The organism is Microbulbifer variabilis (genome assembly GCF_023716485.1).
GTDB classification, from domain to species: domain Bacteria; phylum Pseudomonadota; class Gammaproteobacteria; order Pseudomonadales; family Cellvibrionaceae; genus Microbulbifer; species Microbulbifer variabilis_B.
This window is the reverse complement of sequence record NZ_CP092418.1, coordinates 3,085,561-3,102,246: the sequence shown is the minus strand read 5'-3', so window position 1 is coordinate 3,102,246 and position 16,686 is coordinate 3,085,561. Positions and strand designations below refer to the sequence as shown.

General features: G+C 44.0%; 15 protein-coding genes and 1 pseudogene. 10 read left to right on the top strand and 6 right to left on the bottom strand.

Features of this window, described 5'->3' with window-relative positions; all coding sequences use genetic code 11:
- Positions 1–728: 728 nt before the first annotated feature.
- From tnpB to MJO52_RS13795, 6 genes and pseudogenes are all read left to right on the top strand, one after another.
- Positions 729–917 (top strand): IS66 family insertion sequence element accessory protein TnpB, encoded by a 189-nt coding sequence (gene tnpB, locus MJO52_RS21510; protein ID WP_353505490.1) that lies wholly within the window; start codon positions 729–731, stop codon positions 915–917.
- Positions 918–1,607: 690 nt separating this feature from the next.
- Positions 1,608–1,775: pseudogene (locus MJO52_RS21505) on the top strand (hypothetical protein); the annotation flags it as partial.
- 527 nt (positions 1,776–2,302) lie between these two features.
- On the top strand, positions 2,303–4,954 hold the full coding sequence (locus tag MJO52_RS13810) for a CBM96 family carbohydrate-binding protein (RefSeq protein WP_252082274.1): 2,652 nt from the start codon (positions 2,303–2,305) through the stop codon (positions 4,952–4,954).
- A 914-nt stretch (positions 4,955–5,868) separates the two neighbouring features.
- Entirely contained in the window at positions 5,869–6,171 is a 303-nt protein-coding gene (locus tag MJO52_RS13805) for a DUF1330 domain-containing protein (protein ID WP_252082272.1), read from the top strand.
- A 650-nt stretch (positions 6,172–6,821) separates the two neighbouring features.
- Positions 6,822–7,412, top strand: coding sequence for a hypothetical protein (locus MJO52_RS13800; RefSeq protein WP_252082271.1), 591 nt, complete (start codon positions 6,822–6,824; stop codon positions 7,410–7,412).
- 212 nt (positions 7,413–7,624) lie between these two features.
- A complete protein-coding gene (locus MJO52_RS13795; RefSeq protein ID WP_252082269.1) occupies positions 7,625–8,209 on the top strand; it encodes a hypothetical protein in 585 nt (194 codons plus the stop codon).
- A gap of 507 nt (positions 8,210–8,716) precedes the next feature.
- Here MJO52_RS13795 and MJO52_RS13790 read toward each other — a convergent pair.
- From MJO52_RS13790 to MJO52_RS13770, 5 genes are all read right to left on the bottom strand, one after another.
- On the bottom strand, positions 8,717–9,883 hold the full coding sequence (locus MJO52_RS13790) for a patatin-like phospholipase family protein (protein WP_252082267.1): 1,167 nt from the start codon (positions 9,881–9,883) through the stop codon (positions 8,717–8,719).
- A gap of 126 nt (positions 9,884–10,009) precedes the next feature.
- Positions 10,010–10,882, bottom strand: coding sequence for an AraC family transcriptional regulator (locus MJO52_RS13785; RefSeq protein WP_252082266.1), 873 nt, complete (start codon positions 10,880–10,882; stop codon positions 10,010–10,012).
- Between the two features lie 156 nt (positions 10,883–11,038).
- Positions 11,039–11,581 (bottom strand): hypothetical protein, encoded by a 543-nt coding sequence (locus tag MJO52_RS13780; protein ID WP_252082265.1) that lies wholly within the window; start codon positions 11,579–11,581, stop codon positions 11,039–11,041.
- Positions 11,581–11,856 carry a hypothetical protein gene (locus MJO52_RS13775; RefSeq protein ID WP_252082264.1) on the bottom strand — a complete coding sequence of 92 codons (276 nt, stop codon included), beginning with the start codon at positions 11,854–11,856 and terminating at the stop codon, positions 11,581–11,583. The genes MJO52_RS13780 and MJO52_RS13775 overlap by 1 nt, the downstream gene beginning before the upstream one ends.
- A 275-nt stretch (positions 11,857–12,131) precedes the next feature.
- Positions 12,132–12,665, bottom strand: coding sequence for a mechanosensitive ion channel family protein (locus tag MJO52_RS13770; protein WP_252082263.1), 534 nt, complete (start codon positions 12,663–12,665; stop codon positions 12,132–12,134).
- A 392-nt stretch (positions 12,666–13,057) separates the two neighbouring features.
- Between MJO52_RS13770 and MJO52_RS13765 the strand changes: the two genes are divergently transcribed.
- Entirely contained in the window at positions 13,058–13,447 is a 390-nt protein-coding gene (locus MJO52_RS13765) for a LexA family protein (RefSeq protein ID WP_252082261.1), read from the top strand.
- Complete coding sequence (locus MJO52_RS13760; RefSeq protein WP_252082259.1) at positions 13,448–14,701, top strand: Y-family DNA polymerase; 1,254 nt, start codon at positions 13,448–13,450, stop codon at positions 14,699–14,701.
- Positions 14,702–15,165: 464 nt separating this feature from the next.
- Here MJO52_RS13760 and MJO52_RS13755 read toward each other — a convergent pair whose 3' ends face one another.
- Positions 15,166–15,597 carry a winged helix-turn-helix transcriptional regulator gene (locus MJO52_RS13755; protein ID WP_252082258.1) on the bottom strand — a complete coding sequence of 144 codons (432 nt, stop codon included), beginning with the start codon at positions 15,595–15,597 and terminating at the stop codon, positions 15,166–15,168.
- A 194-nt stretch (positions 15,598–15,791) separates the two neighbouring features.
- Between MJO52_RS13755 and MJO52_RS13750 the strand changes: the two genes are divergently transcribed.
- Entirely contained in the window at positions 15,792–16,256 is a 465-nt protein-coding gene (locus MJO52_RS13750; protein WP_252082256.1) for a hypothetical protein, read from the top strand.
- Between the two features lie 10 nt (positions 16,257–16,266).
- Positions 16,267–16,647 (top strand): tautomerase family protein, encoded by a 381-nt coding sequence (locus tag MJO52_RS13745; RefSeq protein ID WP_252082254.1) that lies wholly within the window; start codon positions 16,267–16,269, stop codon positions 16,645–16,647.
- Positions 16,648–16,686: the final 39 nt, after the last annotated feature.

Genomic DNA, 16,686 nt, shown 5'->3' with positions numbered 1-16,686 from the left:
CAAGATCCAATGTTCCACTTGAGGGTATGACTGGCAGTGAAGATAGTGGAAGTCCGCTTCTTATCAAAGAACAGTAGGAAGGGCAGTTCTCTGGTTTTGTTACTTGGAATGCCAGTGACAGAGATCTGCGCACCTGTCATCGTGAGCATTATGACAATGAGGAAATTATGTCTACATTTCTCATTATTTAGATTGAATCGAAACTCCTCTATCTGCAGAACATTAGAAGCTGAACTTAGGATTAGTAGGAGGCTAATGGTGAGTTGCTGAGGTGAACTATTGTGCGGCATATTTACACTACGCCGATACTATTACAAAAATGCCATGCTTAGTAAGCCGCTGGCGAACTTGGTAAGCGGTGCATGAACCACATTACTCAACTTGCTTTGGCAGGCTGCCAAGATGCCCACTTCATCAACTTCGGAGGAAGCCCCATTAATCTGCGGCTATGGCAAAGTCACCTCAGGGCCTGTAAGAAAAGCTCTCATTCCAAACGCGGATTTACCCGTAACCACAGCCTAATCTACAGCTAGTTCCTTTATTGATTCCGCCAACTATCTGAACAAACCCCTGTTCTGATATCCCTGTTTTTGTTCCAGTGGATATTAAGTCTTTCATAGCCACTACGGGAAATCTGGGCGTATTATATTTTCCAATGGCATAAACTTGGTGATGTATAGTCCGGTGTTGTTAGTGCAAACCGATGCTCTTATGTGTCTGCAAATACGATGTGGCTTCGTTTAACATCACAGCCTGGGTTTAACATTAGCCGATCGATTTTCGAGAGCGGGCTGATGGCTGATACATTACACAAAGGTGCGACATCCGTTCATCTTTTTATTATTCGTAATAAAAAGGTCGATAAAGTTCGCATGCTTTACTGGGAAGATGATGGATTCTGGTTCCTTTATAACTGAAATGAGAATTCGAGGCTTGTCTTTCCTGGCATTTAAAATTACGTAATAGAGTTGTCGACTCCGCAGTTACAGTGGCTGTTTCCGGATTGGATTTTACTCAGTACTAAGAACCAAAAAAAGTATATTTTTCATGATTTTGTTGATGCCTGTTGAGCCTGGGGAGTGGTTTCCCTTGGTATAACCCACGCATAAATTAACATAGGGAAACCCAATGGCTGCCGGTGATACGTTACAGTTCCCGATTGAATAGTTTACATGTGAAGTAAAACTCTCGTATTCAACTATGCAAGCAATTTGAAAAGGCTTACCGTCAGCTATTGTTTCAATTCAAATACCTGCAGCATTCTCTCTTTGGCCGGTGCTCTGAGTGCACGAAGACCCTGAGCATCAACTGGGGTTGCTATTCTAAAGTGCAGAATTTTGGGGTGAAGGTTCTGTAGAGGAAAATGATGCTGATCCAGTTTTCGCGTTGTTGTTTGAGCAGGAGGACGGACAGCCAAAGACAACCATCTCTTATCGAAAAAAGGCATAAATTATGGCAGCAATAATCCAAACTCATAATGGCCACCTTCACATTCTGTCTCGATTAGAGCCACCCGCAAGTGCCACCAAAATCTTCACTGGGTAAGGGAATAAAGTACTGTCTGAAATATTGGTATGAGTTTTGTGTAATCATCCAATGATGGTCGCTTAGAGATTGGCAGCAATTTGACCGAACAGGAAATCAAATCCTTTGTTATGGTTCAGAAGAACGTCTTGTTTGCATCTTCGCTCAATGACGCTGAAGCGCTGTGCTCACACTACATTTTGATTTGCACAGCCAAGTTCCACTTTCAGGTATTACGCGGAGGTACTTGAAGTAATTCCTCTCTGCTAATCTGTTGTACTGCTATCTTTTAATATCCAGCTTGGGTGTCTCAAATGGAATCCTTACTCATGACCAAGTAAGATCGCTTACAAAGCTAGACTTCCACAAACGAATAGTATCTTTGAGCGCTTCCATAAAACCATTTCACAAGAATTCTTTCAGCTTTCATTGGATTGTAAGATCTATGAATCCATAGAAGAGCTACAAAAGGAACTGGTCCAATGACTGACATATTATAATAATAGCCGCACTGATCAGGCTAAAAAGTGTTGTGGCAGTATACCGATGACACCCCTTGGAAAGGATAAAAAGACCAGAAAGGAAAATATTCGTAAGCTAAACTTGACCTGATAGAGTACCTTCTGAAAAACTGGTAATTGTCAGGTCAAGTCTGAACTACTACGGCTTAGCTTAGTGCCATTCTGATCAGACATCATTTATTAATTGAAAATCAGCGAAGGTCTGCTTCTCTTGTTATTATCTCAACTATCACAATTTTTCGAGGAAACATTTTAAAGTGAAAAAAAATTGTATCACATTCAGATTCGCTAAAATTTTCTTGTGTCAATTGCTGGCATCTGCTTTTTTGTTTTGTCAAGTATCTCACGGCAGAGATTACACTGAGATAAATGTAAAAAATGGTACGGGAGTTCTGTTTCCAGTCTTTGATACTTATATACGCGGCGGAAACTATGCTAGCGACACCTACTACTCGGAACCTGTTCTGATGGCAAAGTGGGCATCATCTGATGAATTTCAAAGAGAAATATATTTAAAATTTAAATTTTCAGAGACTAATTATCCAGTAGAAAAAGCCGAACTGAAGATATATGTTTCTAGTGCAGGAGTCGGGACTGAAAAGTATATTGAACTCTACAAAAGTAACTTCGACAAGCTTGATGAAAATTCAAGCTGGGATAATCTAGGCAGAGAAGCCTCCTATTTTCGTAATAGATTACATGTAGATAAAGCAAAGAAGTGGTACTCCTTTGATGTGACCGAAGAAATAAATTGGCAAATTGAAAATACCAAAACAAACGAGGTCGTTCTTAGGCTTAAGCTAAATGAAATTAGTGGATCTACTGCGAACCATTGGGTGCATATAGCTTCACTGGAAGCCGGAACGAGTGAATTTAAACCTAAACTTAATATCAAGCTAGGTGATAATAATGTAATTCATGAATTAGTGACCCGCGATCAATCCAGTCTGAAGTTTAAAGAGGATTTAATTGTACAGGACTTTTCATATGCCGGATATAAGCGGGGTTTAAATATTCCCACAAGAGTCGTGAAAGATCTAGATTCCGATGTTCTTAATGTAAATGACTATCGTGGCATTGGCGATGAGCAGGACGATACAATAGCCATTCAAAAAGCGATTGATCATGCAATTATTCTAGCGCGTACTACGGGTCAACAGCATTATGTTTATCTTCCCGCCAAGAGTAACAGTGAACCATATCAAGTGAGTCTTAAAGAGGCTCAAAAGTATTTTAAAAATGCGAGACATTTTTGGAATGAAAATGCAGTGACTAAAGACCCAGCTTGGATAAGTCACTATGAAAACTCCGGAGTAATATCTTTAAATCAAGTGATTTGGATATGGGGTGATGACATTGTATTAAAAGGAGGTGGGGTAAATAAAACTAAGATTTTGGGCACTCAATCTGCTATTGGTAACCTAGAAGAAGACTACTCCATGAGAAGGAGAAGTATAATTGGTGTAAAGCCAAAAAATGGAAATCAATACTGGGCAAGCCTTAATCAACAGTTAGGTGAAGAAAGGATAATAGTCGATACTAGACCGATTCCACTAGCAAAAAGTGTTTTTGGAGTTAAAAACACAATCGAACTAGAAGGAACTTACAATCCAGATGATGGTTCCCTGAATTATAATGGAAACTCCTTGAAAAGGGGTGACTTTATCGTTGTTAGATCTTTTGCAACACGGGATTTCATAAACTCACATGCAGCTGCCTCTTGGTGGAGATTTTGGGGGGCAGATGAAAATGGAGATTACACACAATATCGGGCAAAAATAGAGTTGACACCACAAAGGTCATACGAATATCACTATTGGGTTCAAGGTGTCGGCTTTTTAAGGCGTATAGAAAATATACAGGGAAACTCCGTAACACTAGACAGTCCTATCCGCTATTCATTAGCTGTAAGTTCTGGTGCGATTGCATATAAAGCTAAGGCCCATGTGAAAAATATTGGAATTGAAGACCTATCAATTAGTAATATGCCATTACAAGACGACCAGGGGGTCAGTTATGTTTATCAAAAAAGTGAAGGATTTAAAAATGATGATTACAATACTAAGGGTAATCCAGCTTATTATGTTCACAATTCAAGCTTGATTAATTTAAATTATTTAATTGATGGCTGGGTAAAATCAGTCAGTACATTTGACCCCGTGCTCGACGGAGAATCATTTAACTATCTTTCTAATGGGATAGTTATCAATAGCTCTAAAAACATAACTATTAAAGATGTGAAAATAAATAATTCTCAATATCTAGGAGAGGGTGGAAATGGCTATGCTTTCACTTTAATGAATGCTAATGATTGCTTACTGAGTAATGTAGAGGCTAAAAATTATCGACATGGTTTTAGCATCTCAAAAAGTTTTAGTTCAGGCAATGTTATATATAACAGTAAATTCGGAGCAGTTGCTAGCGGAAGTTATTATAGAGATGGCTCTGAGATGCATGATTTCCAGTTGGGCAATGATTTTCATATGTGGTTTAGCCAGTCCAATTTGGTGGACTCTGTGAGTTTAACAAATGATTTTCTAATTTCGATAGCACGTTCTGCATCTGGAGGACCTGGCCGCGAAGCTGGAAGAACTTCTGTACAATCAATCTTTTGGAATATTGAAGGCAAACAGTATAGGCAGGATACTTTTTGGTTTAATAAGGCGAGTAAAGATCCTTATCAAATGCGTTGGCAAAATTCACCTTGGATCGTGCTTTCAGATTCTTTAAATGGTTTGGGCGCGATTGTAGGAACAAGGGGAGAAGGAAGCGTTGGCCGGTATAATAGTGAGAAATATTTCGGGAGTCACGAAGTAAAAGATCTTATTCTCATGGAGAATAGGGCAGATGAATTAGCGATAGATTCTTTATACCAATTTCAGCTTGAACGAAGACGTCACAATAATTAAAAAGCCTAGATTTAACTTGCAACTTCAATAAATTCAAGGAGCCTCTGGTAACTTTGCCTTTGGCTCTGAAGAATTTTCCATACAGTAAGAAAAGACTACATTTCAATTAAACGTTAAGGTTTTACTTACTTTTGATCGGGCTGAGTATCGCCCGGTCTGTGGTGGAATTTTTAGTAATCATTGAAACAATTCCCTATGTATTGTGTTTTGGTCTTCGGGCTTGGAGGGCTACCATTCTCTAAGTTCACGAATTTATATTAATTTATTTGTTTTCAATCTTGGCCGATAAGCTAGAATAAATATCGGCTGGGATTGTCTCTAATGAGAAAATTCTAGTTAGGATCCATCAATGGCCATTTGTACCGAACTTGACACACAACACTGATGAAAATCCGATTTCGAAATTTTAATCGTGGAGAGGATCAGTATCCCTGGATTAAAAATATATCCGGTGAGCTGATACGGAAGCCGAAATATTTAGTAGCTTGGGAGTTTTTGCAGTTCTTACTTGCCGTACTCGGGAGCGCTATGGTGTATTTTTATGCGGCCTCGTGGGAGCATTGGGTGCTCATTGGCATACCTGCTAGTTATTTAGCGGCCGCTTTATTACTGGCTTTTGATAATCCTTTGTATAGAGCTGTATCACTTCTCTCTGTGCTGGCTAGTATAGTGTTTTTACTATATCTGGGTTCTCAGGAAGGGAATACCACCCTCTTATTAATTCCTGGGGGCTTTCTGGCTTGTTGGTGCAGCAGTATGTATTTGGGACGCAATGCAAAATCCTATTATGCTTGGTGTAAAGCGAAACGTTTATGATTTTGGTTTAGGGGAGAGACTAGTTATCCATTAGCCAAGTTCCTTGGGATAAATGTATCACCCAGAGAGTAATCGAAGGTTGGATTTGGAGTACTGAAATGTATGAGATGCTAGTAGGTTTGGATGTCAGTAATGATGATGTCTACCAAGTATATCGTAACGCTATGAGGCCTATATTGGAGTCTTATGGTGGTTCGTTTGGCTATGATTTTAGGGTGTCAGAGGTGTTGAAGTCTGAGAGTAATTTTAAAATAAATCGTGTGTTTACAATCAGGTTTCCATCTGAGCAGATAATGAATGACTTTTTCTCCAGTCCTAAATATACGGCTGTAAAGAAAAAGTATTTTGAGTTGTCGGTTCTTAGTACAACGATTATAGCTGGCTATGAAAAGCATACTTAGTGGAGTGCGAAGTATGGGGTGCATTGTTAATTCCTGCCAGGGTTCAGATTTTTGGCCCCCAGCTTTTCTGGGCTTCTTTTACATTTTCAGTTTATATTCCCTGTATGTCAGTCGATAAATTTTTAGGGTCTGGGCCCACATTTATGATCCAATGTCATTAGTGATGCGGGGCTATATTCGTTAGCAATTTTCCACTTGGTATCCTTGTGCTATTTGTGTTGCATAGACAAATGGTACTTGAGGATTTTGGTTTGTGCTTCTGAGATTTACCTGATCATAAATTTTATCAAAATCCACATGGCAGGCTTTAGGGGGAGAAGGGGTTCAATAGAAAAAAGTGTGAGCCTCTTCTAGTTGCCCTAATAAAAATCATTAAGGATGTTGACATTCAAAGGTAAGCAGGTAATCTCGAAAAAGGTTACATTTGTCAATTCTGACATGTTGTGGCTATACCTAGCTCTTCACAAAAGCTACTGGTTTGGTGATTGGTCAGGGCAATATTATTTGGTACTGGTGTTCAGGTTCTTGTGGCAGAACCCATATGAAAGGAATGGGCTCTTGTGGGGCGGGAAACTATTGGCCTCGGCATTTAATACATAAGGTGGCCGCACTATCTGGAATTTTTCCCTTATAGATTTAAAGGACTATATATGTATATCGAAAGTGATTTCAAAAAAGAGATCGAGGGGCTTTTGAATCCGGCCGATCGTACCGCGCAACATATCGAAGCTTGCTGGCAGGTTTACAATAATGCTGCCACCACTAAGGATGGAAAGATCGTCGCTGGTAGTATTGAAAATTTGCATGAGGCATTAAAGGTTTTTGGGCCAACCAATTCAAGAGATAACGGCTCGGTGTTGAGAACAAAAACCTGGTCAATTATTTTGAATGACGCATGGATATTGGGAGCCGTACACGCCAAAGCTGAGGTGGAGCTGGTTTCCCGGCCGACTTCCTCGACTATTGCTAATAAAGACTTTAAGAGTGGTGATCCTCTGGATCGTATTTTTAGGGTGACCGGTAGAGAGCTAATCGGACTAAAAAGTTTTGGTTATTCTGTGGTTCAGGGGCCCCTGATCTACAAGAGCCACACTGCTAAGGTTATTAATATGATGAGCTGTATAGATCATCGCTTGGCTGAAAGTGCCACCTTCAGCAAGTACAAAGAGACGATTATACGTCAGGCGGGGGTTATGGCTTATAAAGGTATTACAGCCATTAATAGCTTTCTGGATGCTTAGAGCGTTTTTAGGGAGGCTGATGTTTAACTATTAGCTTCCCGGCTTTATATTTTTCTACCGTTCCGCTGTTAAAAATAGAGTTGTATTCTTTCTCTTATATCTGCACTAATAACGCTGTAAAAATTGCTTTCCTTGCGGCCAGTTTGTTGGGTTGGGCAGGTAGTCTTGATTGCCGATTATATTTTTTATTGCTTCTTGATGAGGTTTAGCTTGTGAGTTTTGTTTTTCGTGAGGGGGCCAGTGGCAAAGAAAAAGTTTATACCCTGGTATCCATGACGATAGTGCTTTTATTGATGGGTTCTGCCAGCGTTGGTAGATACCAGTTCTATGAGAATCCAGGCTATGGTGGTGTAATTGTTTGGCTTTTGGCTGCGATTTGGGTTCTACCTGCTCTCCTGGATAAGCACCCCTCAAACAAGATAATCCGCTCGAATATTGTTATTCGGGGTATTTACTGGGTTCTGTGGTATTTAATTTCTTATGGGCTGACTTGGGGAGCGGTGTATTATGCTATCCCCGCATACTATACAAATACGTTTGGCGAAGAGGCTAGCTTTGAGCAGGTTGTTACCCGTAAAGGGGTGAGGACAGGTCGCTTGGGGCATACTTGCTATAGTATTGATTATGGTCAGCCTTACTCTACATGTGTAAATCAACGTTTCTTTGACTCGGTTGAGGCGGGAGATACTATAAGGCTTAATGTGTTAGAAAGTCACTCTGGTTACTTTGTGCGCTCTGTCCAAAAGTTGAACTCTAAAAATGCTTCAGGAGAACTGATTGGAATATTGCAATTTTAAAGTGGTTTGTTGCCTGGGTGTGCAAGGGCAGTGTAAGGCATCAGGGGTTTGAGAATGTTGGTTCTTTAATTTATCTATTTAATCCCTCTTATCTCTATGTCTTGAGATCTGCCCCAGAATCAATCATTAATACCAGCGGTTGCGCCTATGGAGTCGCTTTAGGTAGTCCCGCTCGCGATAATAGAGATCATCGTCATAGCAAATAAAATCACAGAATCTCTTATCGCTAACACAGTCGGCTGGAATCTCCCGGTTATTTTTAAGGCACCGATAGTAAACATGCTTGCAGGTTCGCAGGCATCTTTTGCGGGCCTCCTGCTCATTGAGGCTCCTCGCCAAGGAGAGTGAGGAGGCTCCTAAAAACACTAGGAGCATGCATATTACCAGCGTCAATTTTCCAGTTGCCATACTGATTGTCGCATCTGTGAATGTCTCACCGGGAAACAGTAATGTTGACCGTGATGAAAAGCAAACTATACCTGTGTGGAAGGTGTTTTAGAGTAATAATTACCCATTCTGCTTGAGGTTATTGATTACCTGATCAATCTCTACTTGGTTTTCGCTGATCAGTCTATCGGCGAGAATTTTTAGTTTATCGATTGATTTGTAGTCAAATGGATCGACATATGGGTCGATAATTTCCACGTTTAAATAGTTATAACTGATTCTTCCTTTAGGACTTAGAGAGCTTGCAATCTCCAGAGTATATAGTTGTTGGTCATCCATGGACCTTTGCACACCGGATATAAGATCTTGAAGCCAGTTAATTTTCCCCCAACTTTTTAGGTTCCTGTAATTGGTCTCCATTGTTGCCAATGGTGATGTGCCGGATCCGAGAATCAACACATAGTAGTTTTTCCCCGGAAATTCTTTAATGATATCGCGTAATATAATACTGGTGGGGTTGTTTGCGTATATAGCGGCATCAGCGTAATAGCGGTGACGAATATCCCGCCCAGTAGTTATAAAATCGACAGGAGGGTATAGGGTCTCTGCGCTAGCTGCGGCGGTGACCAGTTGATACAGTGTGTCCGTTGGCAGTTTGTTAACCGTTTCGCCACGGTTTTTGAACAGATGTAACTGGCCTGTATGTATATTGAAAGAAGGTATAATGATGTAATTTTTTAGATCAGTGAAATTTATTTCATCGGTATAGTGTTTCTCGATGGTGTTGCGTAGGCGCTCTCCGCTAAAGCGAGGCGAGAAAAAACCATTCCCGCTCATTAATTTGTGATACCAGGGTGATGAAAATAGGTATCTGCTTTCATTTTTATAAATATCGATTACTTTCTCAGTTTTAGTTCTTGAGTCTATTTTTTCTGGGATACCTTCTTGATTTGGTATCTGGGTGACATTGAGCCCTGTGGCAATGATGGCGCCAGTTGATACTCCGCTAAAAACATCAAATAGTTCATCAATAGGCTTGCCAGTCTGTTGTTCTATAAATTGGATAACATAGAGTGGTATTAATCCACGTATACCCCCTCCGTCTATAATCAGAATTTTAATAGTATCTTTGTCTTTGAGAGAGTCATTGCTATTAATAAACTCGTCTGTAACCGGGTAAGCGTTAAATTTAATGCTCTGGGTTAAGCGATAATTGTAGAAATACAATAGCCCCACAAAAGCAATGATAACAACGACCAGGATGGTCGATATGTGGCTGGTTTTCATGGGGCGACCTGTGCTCTTTAATCCATATCATAGAGAGTGCAGGTGGTAGGATTAGTTTTATTATTTTGAGTGATTTATGGAACGCTTCTTAGCTGCATATTTATTGTATTTTCTCAACCCTTGCTGTTAGATATTTTCTTCTATGGGAAGAAATATATCTGTAATGATTTTACTCTCAGGTACTTCGGGAAAAAAATTTATCCGCTCAAAAAAGATTGGGAAATCACGAACTGCAAAAGTTGAATGATCCAACCAATGAAAGTATAGATGCTGAACAGCCGCTCCAATGGTATCGTCACTGCCTAAGTGCCTTATGACTGCGCATTTCCCTGCCGGAATTACTTTGTTGACTATATTCCTTTCACTGGCATCAATGGGGTATTGCACGGTACAGCAGACATCAAATCTGTATTGATCAGGGGGCGTGGTTACTGGGTCATCATAAACCAGGTTGAAAGTTCTGCTATTACGTGGTGAAAGCCCTTGAGCCTTCCGCCATTGGATAAACTGTTTGATAGTAGCACCCAGGTGGTGGGCTGGGCCTCTATGTTCCATGGCGGCGAGTTGAGTCTTGGGGAATTCAATAATGGTTACTTCGTATTTCGCTGTATTTCTCATAAAGTGACTCCTAAGTGCTGTAACTGGTTCATAGTGCTTATGCCAAACTTCCCAGTCTGGAGCGCGGCGAAATTCTGAGGGGCTCTTGCCAAAGAGTTTCTTAAAGGCTCGTGCAAAGGCCTCGTGGCTGTCGTAGCCACTCTCCAGGGCGATATCCACCACCTTTTTGTCTCTATAGGTGAGTTGATAGGCCGCCCTTTTTAATCTCAATCGCCTGATTAGGGCTATTACCGGCATTCCAAAAAAGGCGGAGCATTGCCGGTGAAAATGATATTTAGACAAGTTGGTGTATTGGCAGAGTTTGTCGATATCGAGTTCGGAGTTGAGGTTTTCCTCAATATAGTGCAGTACCTGCACAAACCTATCCCTATACTCTGCCATAGCTGTCACCTCTTCTAATGAAAGTATTCTAGGACTTGTGTGTGTCTGGCACTTGACCAAAATTGCTGGATATCGCCTCAGAAGGGACTGTTAGGTTTGGGTGCGGGGAGTGGACGCGATGGCGGGGGCATAGGCCCCCAAATTTGCTACTAGGGGCTAACAGGGGGTAGAAGACCCTTTGAAGGTGTTCACCATAACCTTTGCTTCTTTGAGGCGTAATAAGTAGTCTTTTAGAGATTTAACCCCCGCCTTAACGCCAAGGGAAATCAGTTTCATCATGAGGGAAAATGCAAGTTCTGATTTCAGGTGGGGAGTAAATGCCAGGAAGGCTTTGAAAATGGAGCAGTGGATTCTTTTGAGCAGGTCTTGAATATCTTTGTTGCCGGTGGATATCTTCTCGGCTTTTTTCTCAAAGGCTTTGAGTTCATCTAGGTACTCGATAAACAGGCGGTAGTTAAAGACAACGGTTCTGTGTTCTTTGTAGCCGGCTATGATGCTGCTCAGCGCATCATTGATCTTCCTGAGGGCAATATAATCTGTTCTGGAGAGATTCTCATAGGAATTAGAGAGATACGAGATCGTATCTCTCCGCAGCTGACAAAACTCGAACAGGTGTTGGTCGTGCTTTCTTATCTCATGAAGCCGGTATAACTGAATTGCAATGAAGAGAAGAGCGATCGCGAGCAATATGGAGAGCACTACTCAAACTCCTTTTCATTAACTGGCTTTTTTGGGGCCACTTTTCTGGTGGGCGGAGAATAGGAAAAAGCATTATCCATCAGCTTGAGGAACCTATCCCGATACTCCTTATTATCTGCCGCTAGTCGATCAATTTCAACTTGACGATCTTTCAATCGCCCACTGTACATCCAGAACAATAAATAGTGTGCAAAGATGAAAAAAATGACAAACAAGCCATTTTTCAGGCCCATTTCCTGTACGAAGTGGAGTATATCTTTGAGGGTATCGGTCATGCAGTCCCTTAAAGCCAATTTCATTGAATCTTGCGCATTTTTAACTATTGAGACGGTTGAAGCAAATTACTTCGCTGGAGATGGGAAGTGGTAAGAACTTTTTTTGTGCCTTTTGTAGAAATTTTGCGGGCCTGCTTTTTTGTTATTTAGGTGTAGCCAGCCAGATGGCATGGTTTTTCTGTAAGGGAGAGAAGAGCGCGTTGGTACAAAAGTTCCAGAGAGGGCTTGTCGCTTTCGGGTTTCCCGCCCTGAATTGAGGGCGGGAAAGTAGAGAGCTATTGCGCTTCAGTCTGGCTGGCTTCCGGCAGCTTTGCAGGTGCTTCAGTCGGCTGCTTACTGGGGTTTTTGATTACGCCTTTTTGCAGAATTAAAGTGTTGGGGTAAGTAATTAATTCTTCGCCGCGCCTGATGAGAACATGGAATAGTGTGATCTCCTCAATAGTGCCGGAGATATCATCGTCTTTATCTATCACCCGAATCTGGTCGCCAACCCGGTAGGGAAAGCCGAAGAAAATAATTAGGCTGGCGGTAATATTACTCAGTATCGACCACTGAGCAAAAAGTGCTACGCCAATTACTGCGAACACAGAGGAGAGAAAAATGGAAACCTGGGTGTATTCAAACCCCAGGGCACTGATCAGCAGCACCAGATGGAATACCAAGACGGCAATACTGATGGTTTTGGAGATATATTTGAGGCGATAGGGCTTCACCGCCCTGGCCTGCCCGAACCGGTTGATAGCGGAGGAGCTAAGCCTCATGCAGATAAAATAGGAGGCCACGATCAGTGCCGCTATAGCCAAATTCATTTTTTGTCTCGTCTCCGTACTGTGTTCACTCGGGTGGGGGCTGTTGCTTTTTTAGGGCGGGCCTTGTCATCGATCATTACCCGCCTGTTGCGCGGATCATAATCCCAGGCAGCTATGCTGCCAAGCGGCCACTTGGAGGGAGGTTGTGGCCTGTTGCTGGCTTTACCCAAGAGTGCACTGGGTTCACAACATACTCGAATAGCCCGTAGCTGGTATTTACACCTTGTGGGTCCCTGCTACAGGGTGCCGGTTTTAGTGTGTGCTGTGCTTTTGTGGCCTTGCTATGGACCTGTAGCGAGCACGGCTGGCGGCTCGTTGGTCAGTCATCGTTCTTGCCGGAATTGGCGAACTCCCCCTAAACTGTATGCATATACAGTATCGAGTGAAACCCTATGAAACTAGCGACTCTCTACAGTCACGGTGTGGCCGCGGGCTTTCCATCCCCGGCGGATGACCACAAAGAGAAAAGCCTCAGCCTCGATCAGCATTTGATCACTCATCCGGCGGCTACGTTTATGGCTCGTGCCAATGGCGATTCCATGCAGGGCTTGGGGATCTTCGACCGCGACCTTTTGGTTGTTGACCGTTCACTAACGCCAGTACACGGCGATGTGGTGGTGGTGGCTTTGGATGGTCAACTCACCTGCAAAGTACTGGATCGACATCATGGGCGGTTGCTGTCGGCCAACGATCGTTACCCGCCGATACCGGTTTGGGAAGGGCAGGAATTGATTGTTGAAGGGGTGGTTAAAGCCTCCATTCGTTATCACCGCCCTCTCTGAATGCTGGCACTGGTGGATTGCAACAGCTGCTACGCAAGCTGTGAACAGATATTCCGGCCCGACTTAAGGGGGAGGCCGGTGGTGGTGCTTTCTAATAATGATGGTTTTGTGGTGGCGCGCTCAAATGAGGCCAAGGCGCTGGGGATTGGGGATTTGCAGCCCTTCTTCAAGATTGAACATCTGTTGCGGCGGCACAATGTGGCCATCTTCTCCAGTAACTATCCACTGTACGGCGATATTTCCCACCGGGTTATGGAGACCCTGAAGGGCTTTAGCCCAGAGGTGGAGGTGTACAGTATCGATGAGATGTTTCTGAATCTGTATGGTTTACAGGAGGAGTGGTTGGATTACGGCCAGCGGATTCGCACAACCCTATGGCGCGATGTGCGTATGCCGGTGAGTGTGGGGATTGCTCCGAGTAAGACCCTGGCCAAGCTCGCCAATCGGGCAGCGAAAAAAATTGCCAAGTGCAACGGGGTTTGTGCCCTGGATACTCCGCAGAAATGGCAATGGCTGCAGAAACGCATGGCGGTCGATAAAGTCTGGGGAGTCGGCAGGCGTCTTGCCAAGCGATTGGGGCGCTTGGGTATAGAGACCGCCTATGACCTGGCCCAGGCGAATCCTAAAATCTTGCGCCGACACACCAATATCAATATTGAACGAACCATTGAGGAATTAAATGGGGTGTCATGCCTGAATCTGGAGGAGCAGCCGCCGGCAAAAAAACAGATTTATTGCACGCGCTCTTTTGGCGAGAAATTGAGCGAACTACAGCCCATTCTGCAGGCAGTTAGTCTCTATGCCAGCCGGGCGGCAGAAAAGCTGCGCGGGCAGGAGTGCTTGGTGGCTTCGATACATGTCTTTCTGCACACCTCGCCCCACGAGCCCCACTATTACAGTCGCAGTACGCTGGTACAGTGCCCCTATGCCACTAATGACACCCGCTTGATTGCGAGCCTGGCCAAGGGGGCCATAACCGAGCTTTACCGCCCTGGTCATCGTTTTATGAAAGCCGGTGTGGGCCTGGTGGAGCTGGTGCCCAGCTCCCTGGGGCAGGGGGATATGTTTACCGCCGGCCAGCCGGCCCGTGCCGCGGAGATGATGCAGGCCCTCGATAGAGTCAACCAGCGCTTTGGCCGCGGCACTCTTTTTCTAGGGGCTGAGGGGGTGCATAAGCACTGGAAGATGCGCCAAGCCTATCGCTCACCCGCCTACACCACACGCTGGGAGGCACTGCCATTAGTACATGTTTAAGAAGGTGTATTTTTAATAAGGGGCTCGCTGGCCCTGCTTTGGAATATCGAGATTTAGCGCTCCGCAGCTGCCGCAGTTTTTGAAGAGAATTGGAATATTGTCCAGCTGAGCATTGCAAAAGAAACAGTGGCCGCTCTTTAAGGTCTTGTGGCCTGCGAATTGCTTCACCGCCATCATGGGGAGGCCAATGGTAGGTTTTAAAGTTTTGATCAGCTTTGCGCTTATTCTGCTATCGGGAAAAGCGTGGAGGATTTCCTGTATTGAAATAAGCGCTGAATCCTCGATATTCCAGAGTTGGCCGCAATGATCACAATAAAGTTGCATCGGGTGGTTAGGATTGGTTACCGATCGATAAAAACCAGTCTAGCTACAAGCAGAGAGTAAGGGGAGGGAGCGAGGGAGGGTAACGAGATAAGTAAATGTGGAGAGAGCAGGCCCCTCGGTGGGCCTTAACCCGCTGCCCTTTAGTATTTCAAATCCAGATCCAGCAAGGATACCGGCTTACCATCTTTACTCACCAAATCTATCTGAACAGGCTCTCCGGTTCTTTTATCAATCACACGGGACCAGCGCACATTGGCTTTCTCAGACCAGTGTGCACTCCAATCAATCATAGAGACCAAAACGGGAACGAGCGCGAGGCATTTTGGGGTAGGGCTGTACAGCATACGCCGTGCTCCGGGCTTAATGGGCGCCTTAATCAGAATGCCGGCTTCTTCCAGGTTGGAGAGTCTTTGTGTAAGGATATTTCGGGAGATCTGCAAGCTGTCCTGAAGCGAGTCGAACCGATTAACGCCTCTCAGTACATCGCGGACAACAAGCAGGCTCCAGCGGTCGCCGATTACAGAAAGTGCCTCTTCGATCCCACATTGAACAGCGGGTTTACTCTCGCTCATAGCAGTCCCAGGGTTGCTCAAGGCGCCATAGTCTCACAAGCCAGTTCCAAAACAAAACTTCCCTGGAGGCCGCTTCGGGCCGTCATATTGCCATAGGTTATTGAGAGGTCGGCCGATAACCTATCAATTTTAGTTGTATTTTGGAACTTAATGGTATTAAATTAGTTCCAAAATGAAACTTATCTGGAGGTGAAATGCATTTTAAACCCATCGTGTTATGCGCCCTGGTCGAGGGCTCGCAAGCAAGTTTCAACAAGGCTGCGTTGGAGCAGGTGATACGGCGGGCTTACCGGGGTCACCTGGACCAGTCCGTCACTCCCAGGCTGGTGTGGATGGAGGTTCCGCCAGATCAGGCCTTTATGAACGGAGAGAAATCTTCGGTGGCTACCCTGATGGCTCCCGTGCCTGATGGGACATCAAACAAGCTGCGTCACCCGTTTTTATACGAACTGCTGGAGCAGTGGTGTGTCACCACTGGGATCAATAAAAACGAGGTCGTTATTACTGCACCTGACCAGTCTCTCAGCAGGAAATTTCTAAGTGCAAATCGCAAACGTATGTCGCCGCTGCGGCAAATTGCCTACATAGCCAAAACACTGGTGCGTTTAGTGAGATCCAAAAGCACCACGGGGCACTTCAACACTCATATCAATCTATAAGAGGCCGCAAATGCCGCTTTACACGATTTCCACCCAGCGTCCACTATCCGGCTCCGAGCAGCAAGCTCTTGTCTCCGGGGTCACAGAAGCTCACTGCACAATAACTGGCGCGCCCGCGCAATTTGTACAGGTTGTATTTAGTCGAGGCATTCATTTGCGTTCAAAGAGTAGTCTTCATATTCTGGGTTCCATTCGCTCAGGCCGTAGCGATAAAATCAAGTCAGCTCTAGCTAATAGCTTTATAAGAATGGCCTCTCAGCTTTTGGGTTGTTCATCAGCTCGTTGTGAGGTGGATCTTATTGATGTTCCCGCCAGTTGGGTGATTGAGGGCGGGGCAGTTATGCCGGAGCCCGGAGACGAGCAGGAGTGGCTCGCACAGCAATCCAGCTAGGTTCGCTTTGCTTTCTATATATCAAAATAAAAAATAATT

Coding starts and splice junctions, on each gene's coding strand:
- MJO52_RS13790 (WP_252082267.1), bottom strand. CDS start 9,883: ATGAAAACCAGCCACATATCGACCATCCTGGTCGTTGTTATCATTGCT.
- MJO52_RS13765 (WP_252082261.1), top strand. CDS start 13,058: ATGAAACTAGCGACTCTCTACAGTCACGGTGTGGCCGCGGGCTTTCCA.
- MJO52_RS13760 (WP_252082259.1), top strand. CDS start 13,448: ATGCTGGCACTGGTGGATTGCAACAGCTGCTACGCAAGCTGTGAACAG.
- MJO52_RS13775 (WP_252082264.1), bottom strand. CDS start 11,856: ATGACCGATACCCTCAAAGATATACTCCACTTCGTACAGGAAATGGGC.
- MJO52_RS13750 (WP_252082256.1), top strand. CDS start 15,792: ATGCATTTTAAACCCATCGTGTTATGCGCCCTGGTCGAGGGCTCGCAA.
- tnpB (WP_353505490.1), top strand. CDS start 729: ATGTGGCTTCGTTTAACATCACAGCCTGGGTTTAACATTAGCCGATCG.
- MJO52_RS13800 (WP_252082271.1), top strand. CDS start 6,822: ATGTATATCGAAAGTGATTTCAAAAAAGAGATCGAGGGGCTTTTGAAT.
- MJO52_RS13770 (WP_252082263.1), bottom strand. CDS start 12,665: ATGAATTTGGCTATAGCGGCACTGATCGTGGCCTCCTATTTTATCTGC.
- MJO52_RS13805 (WP_252082272.1), top strand. CDS start 5,869: ATGTATGAGATGCTAGTAGGTTTGGATGTCAGTAATGATGATGTCTAC.
- MJO52_RS13785 (WP_252082266.1), bottom strand. CDS start 10,882: ATGGCAGAGTATAGGGATAGGTTTGTGCAGGTACTGCACTATATTGAG.
- MJO52_RS13745 (WP_252082254.1), top strand. CDS start 16,267: ATGCCGCTTTACACGATTTCCACCCAGCGTCCACTATCCGGCTCCGAG.
- MJO52_RS13755 (WP_252082258.1), bottom strand. CDS start 15,597: ATGAGCGAGAGTAAACCCGCTGTTCAATGTGGGATCGAAGAGGCACTT.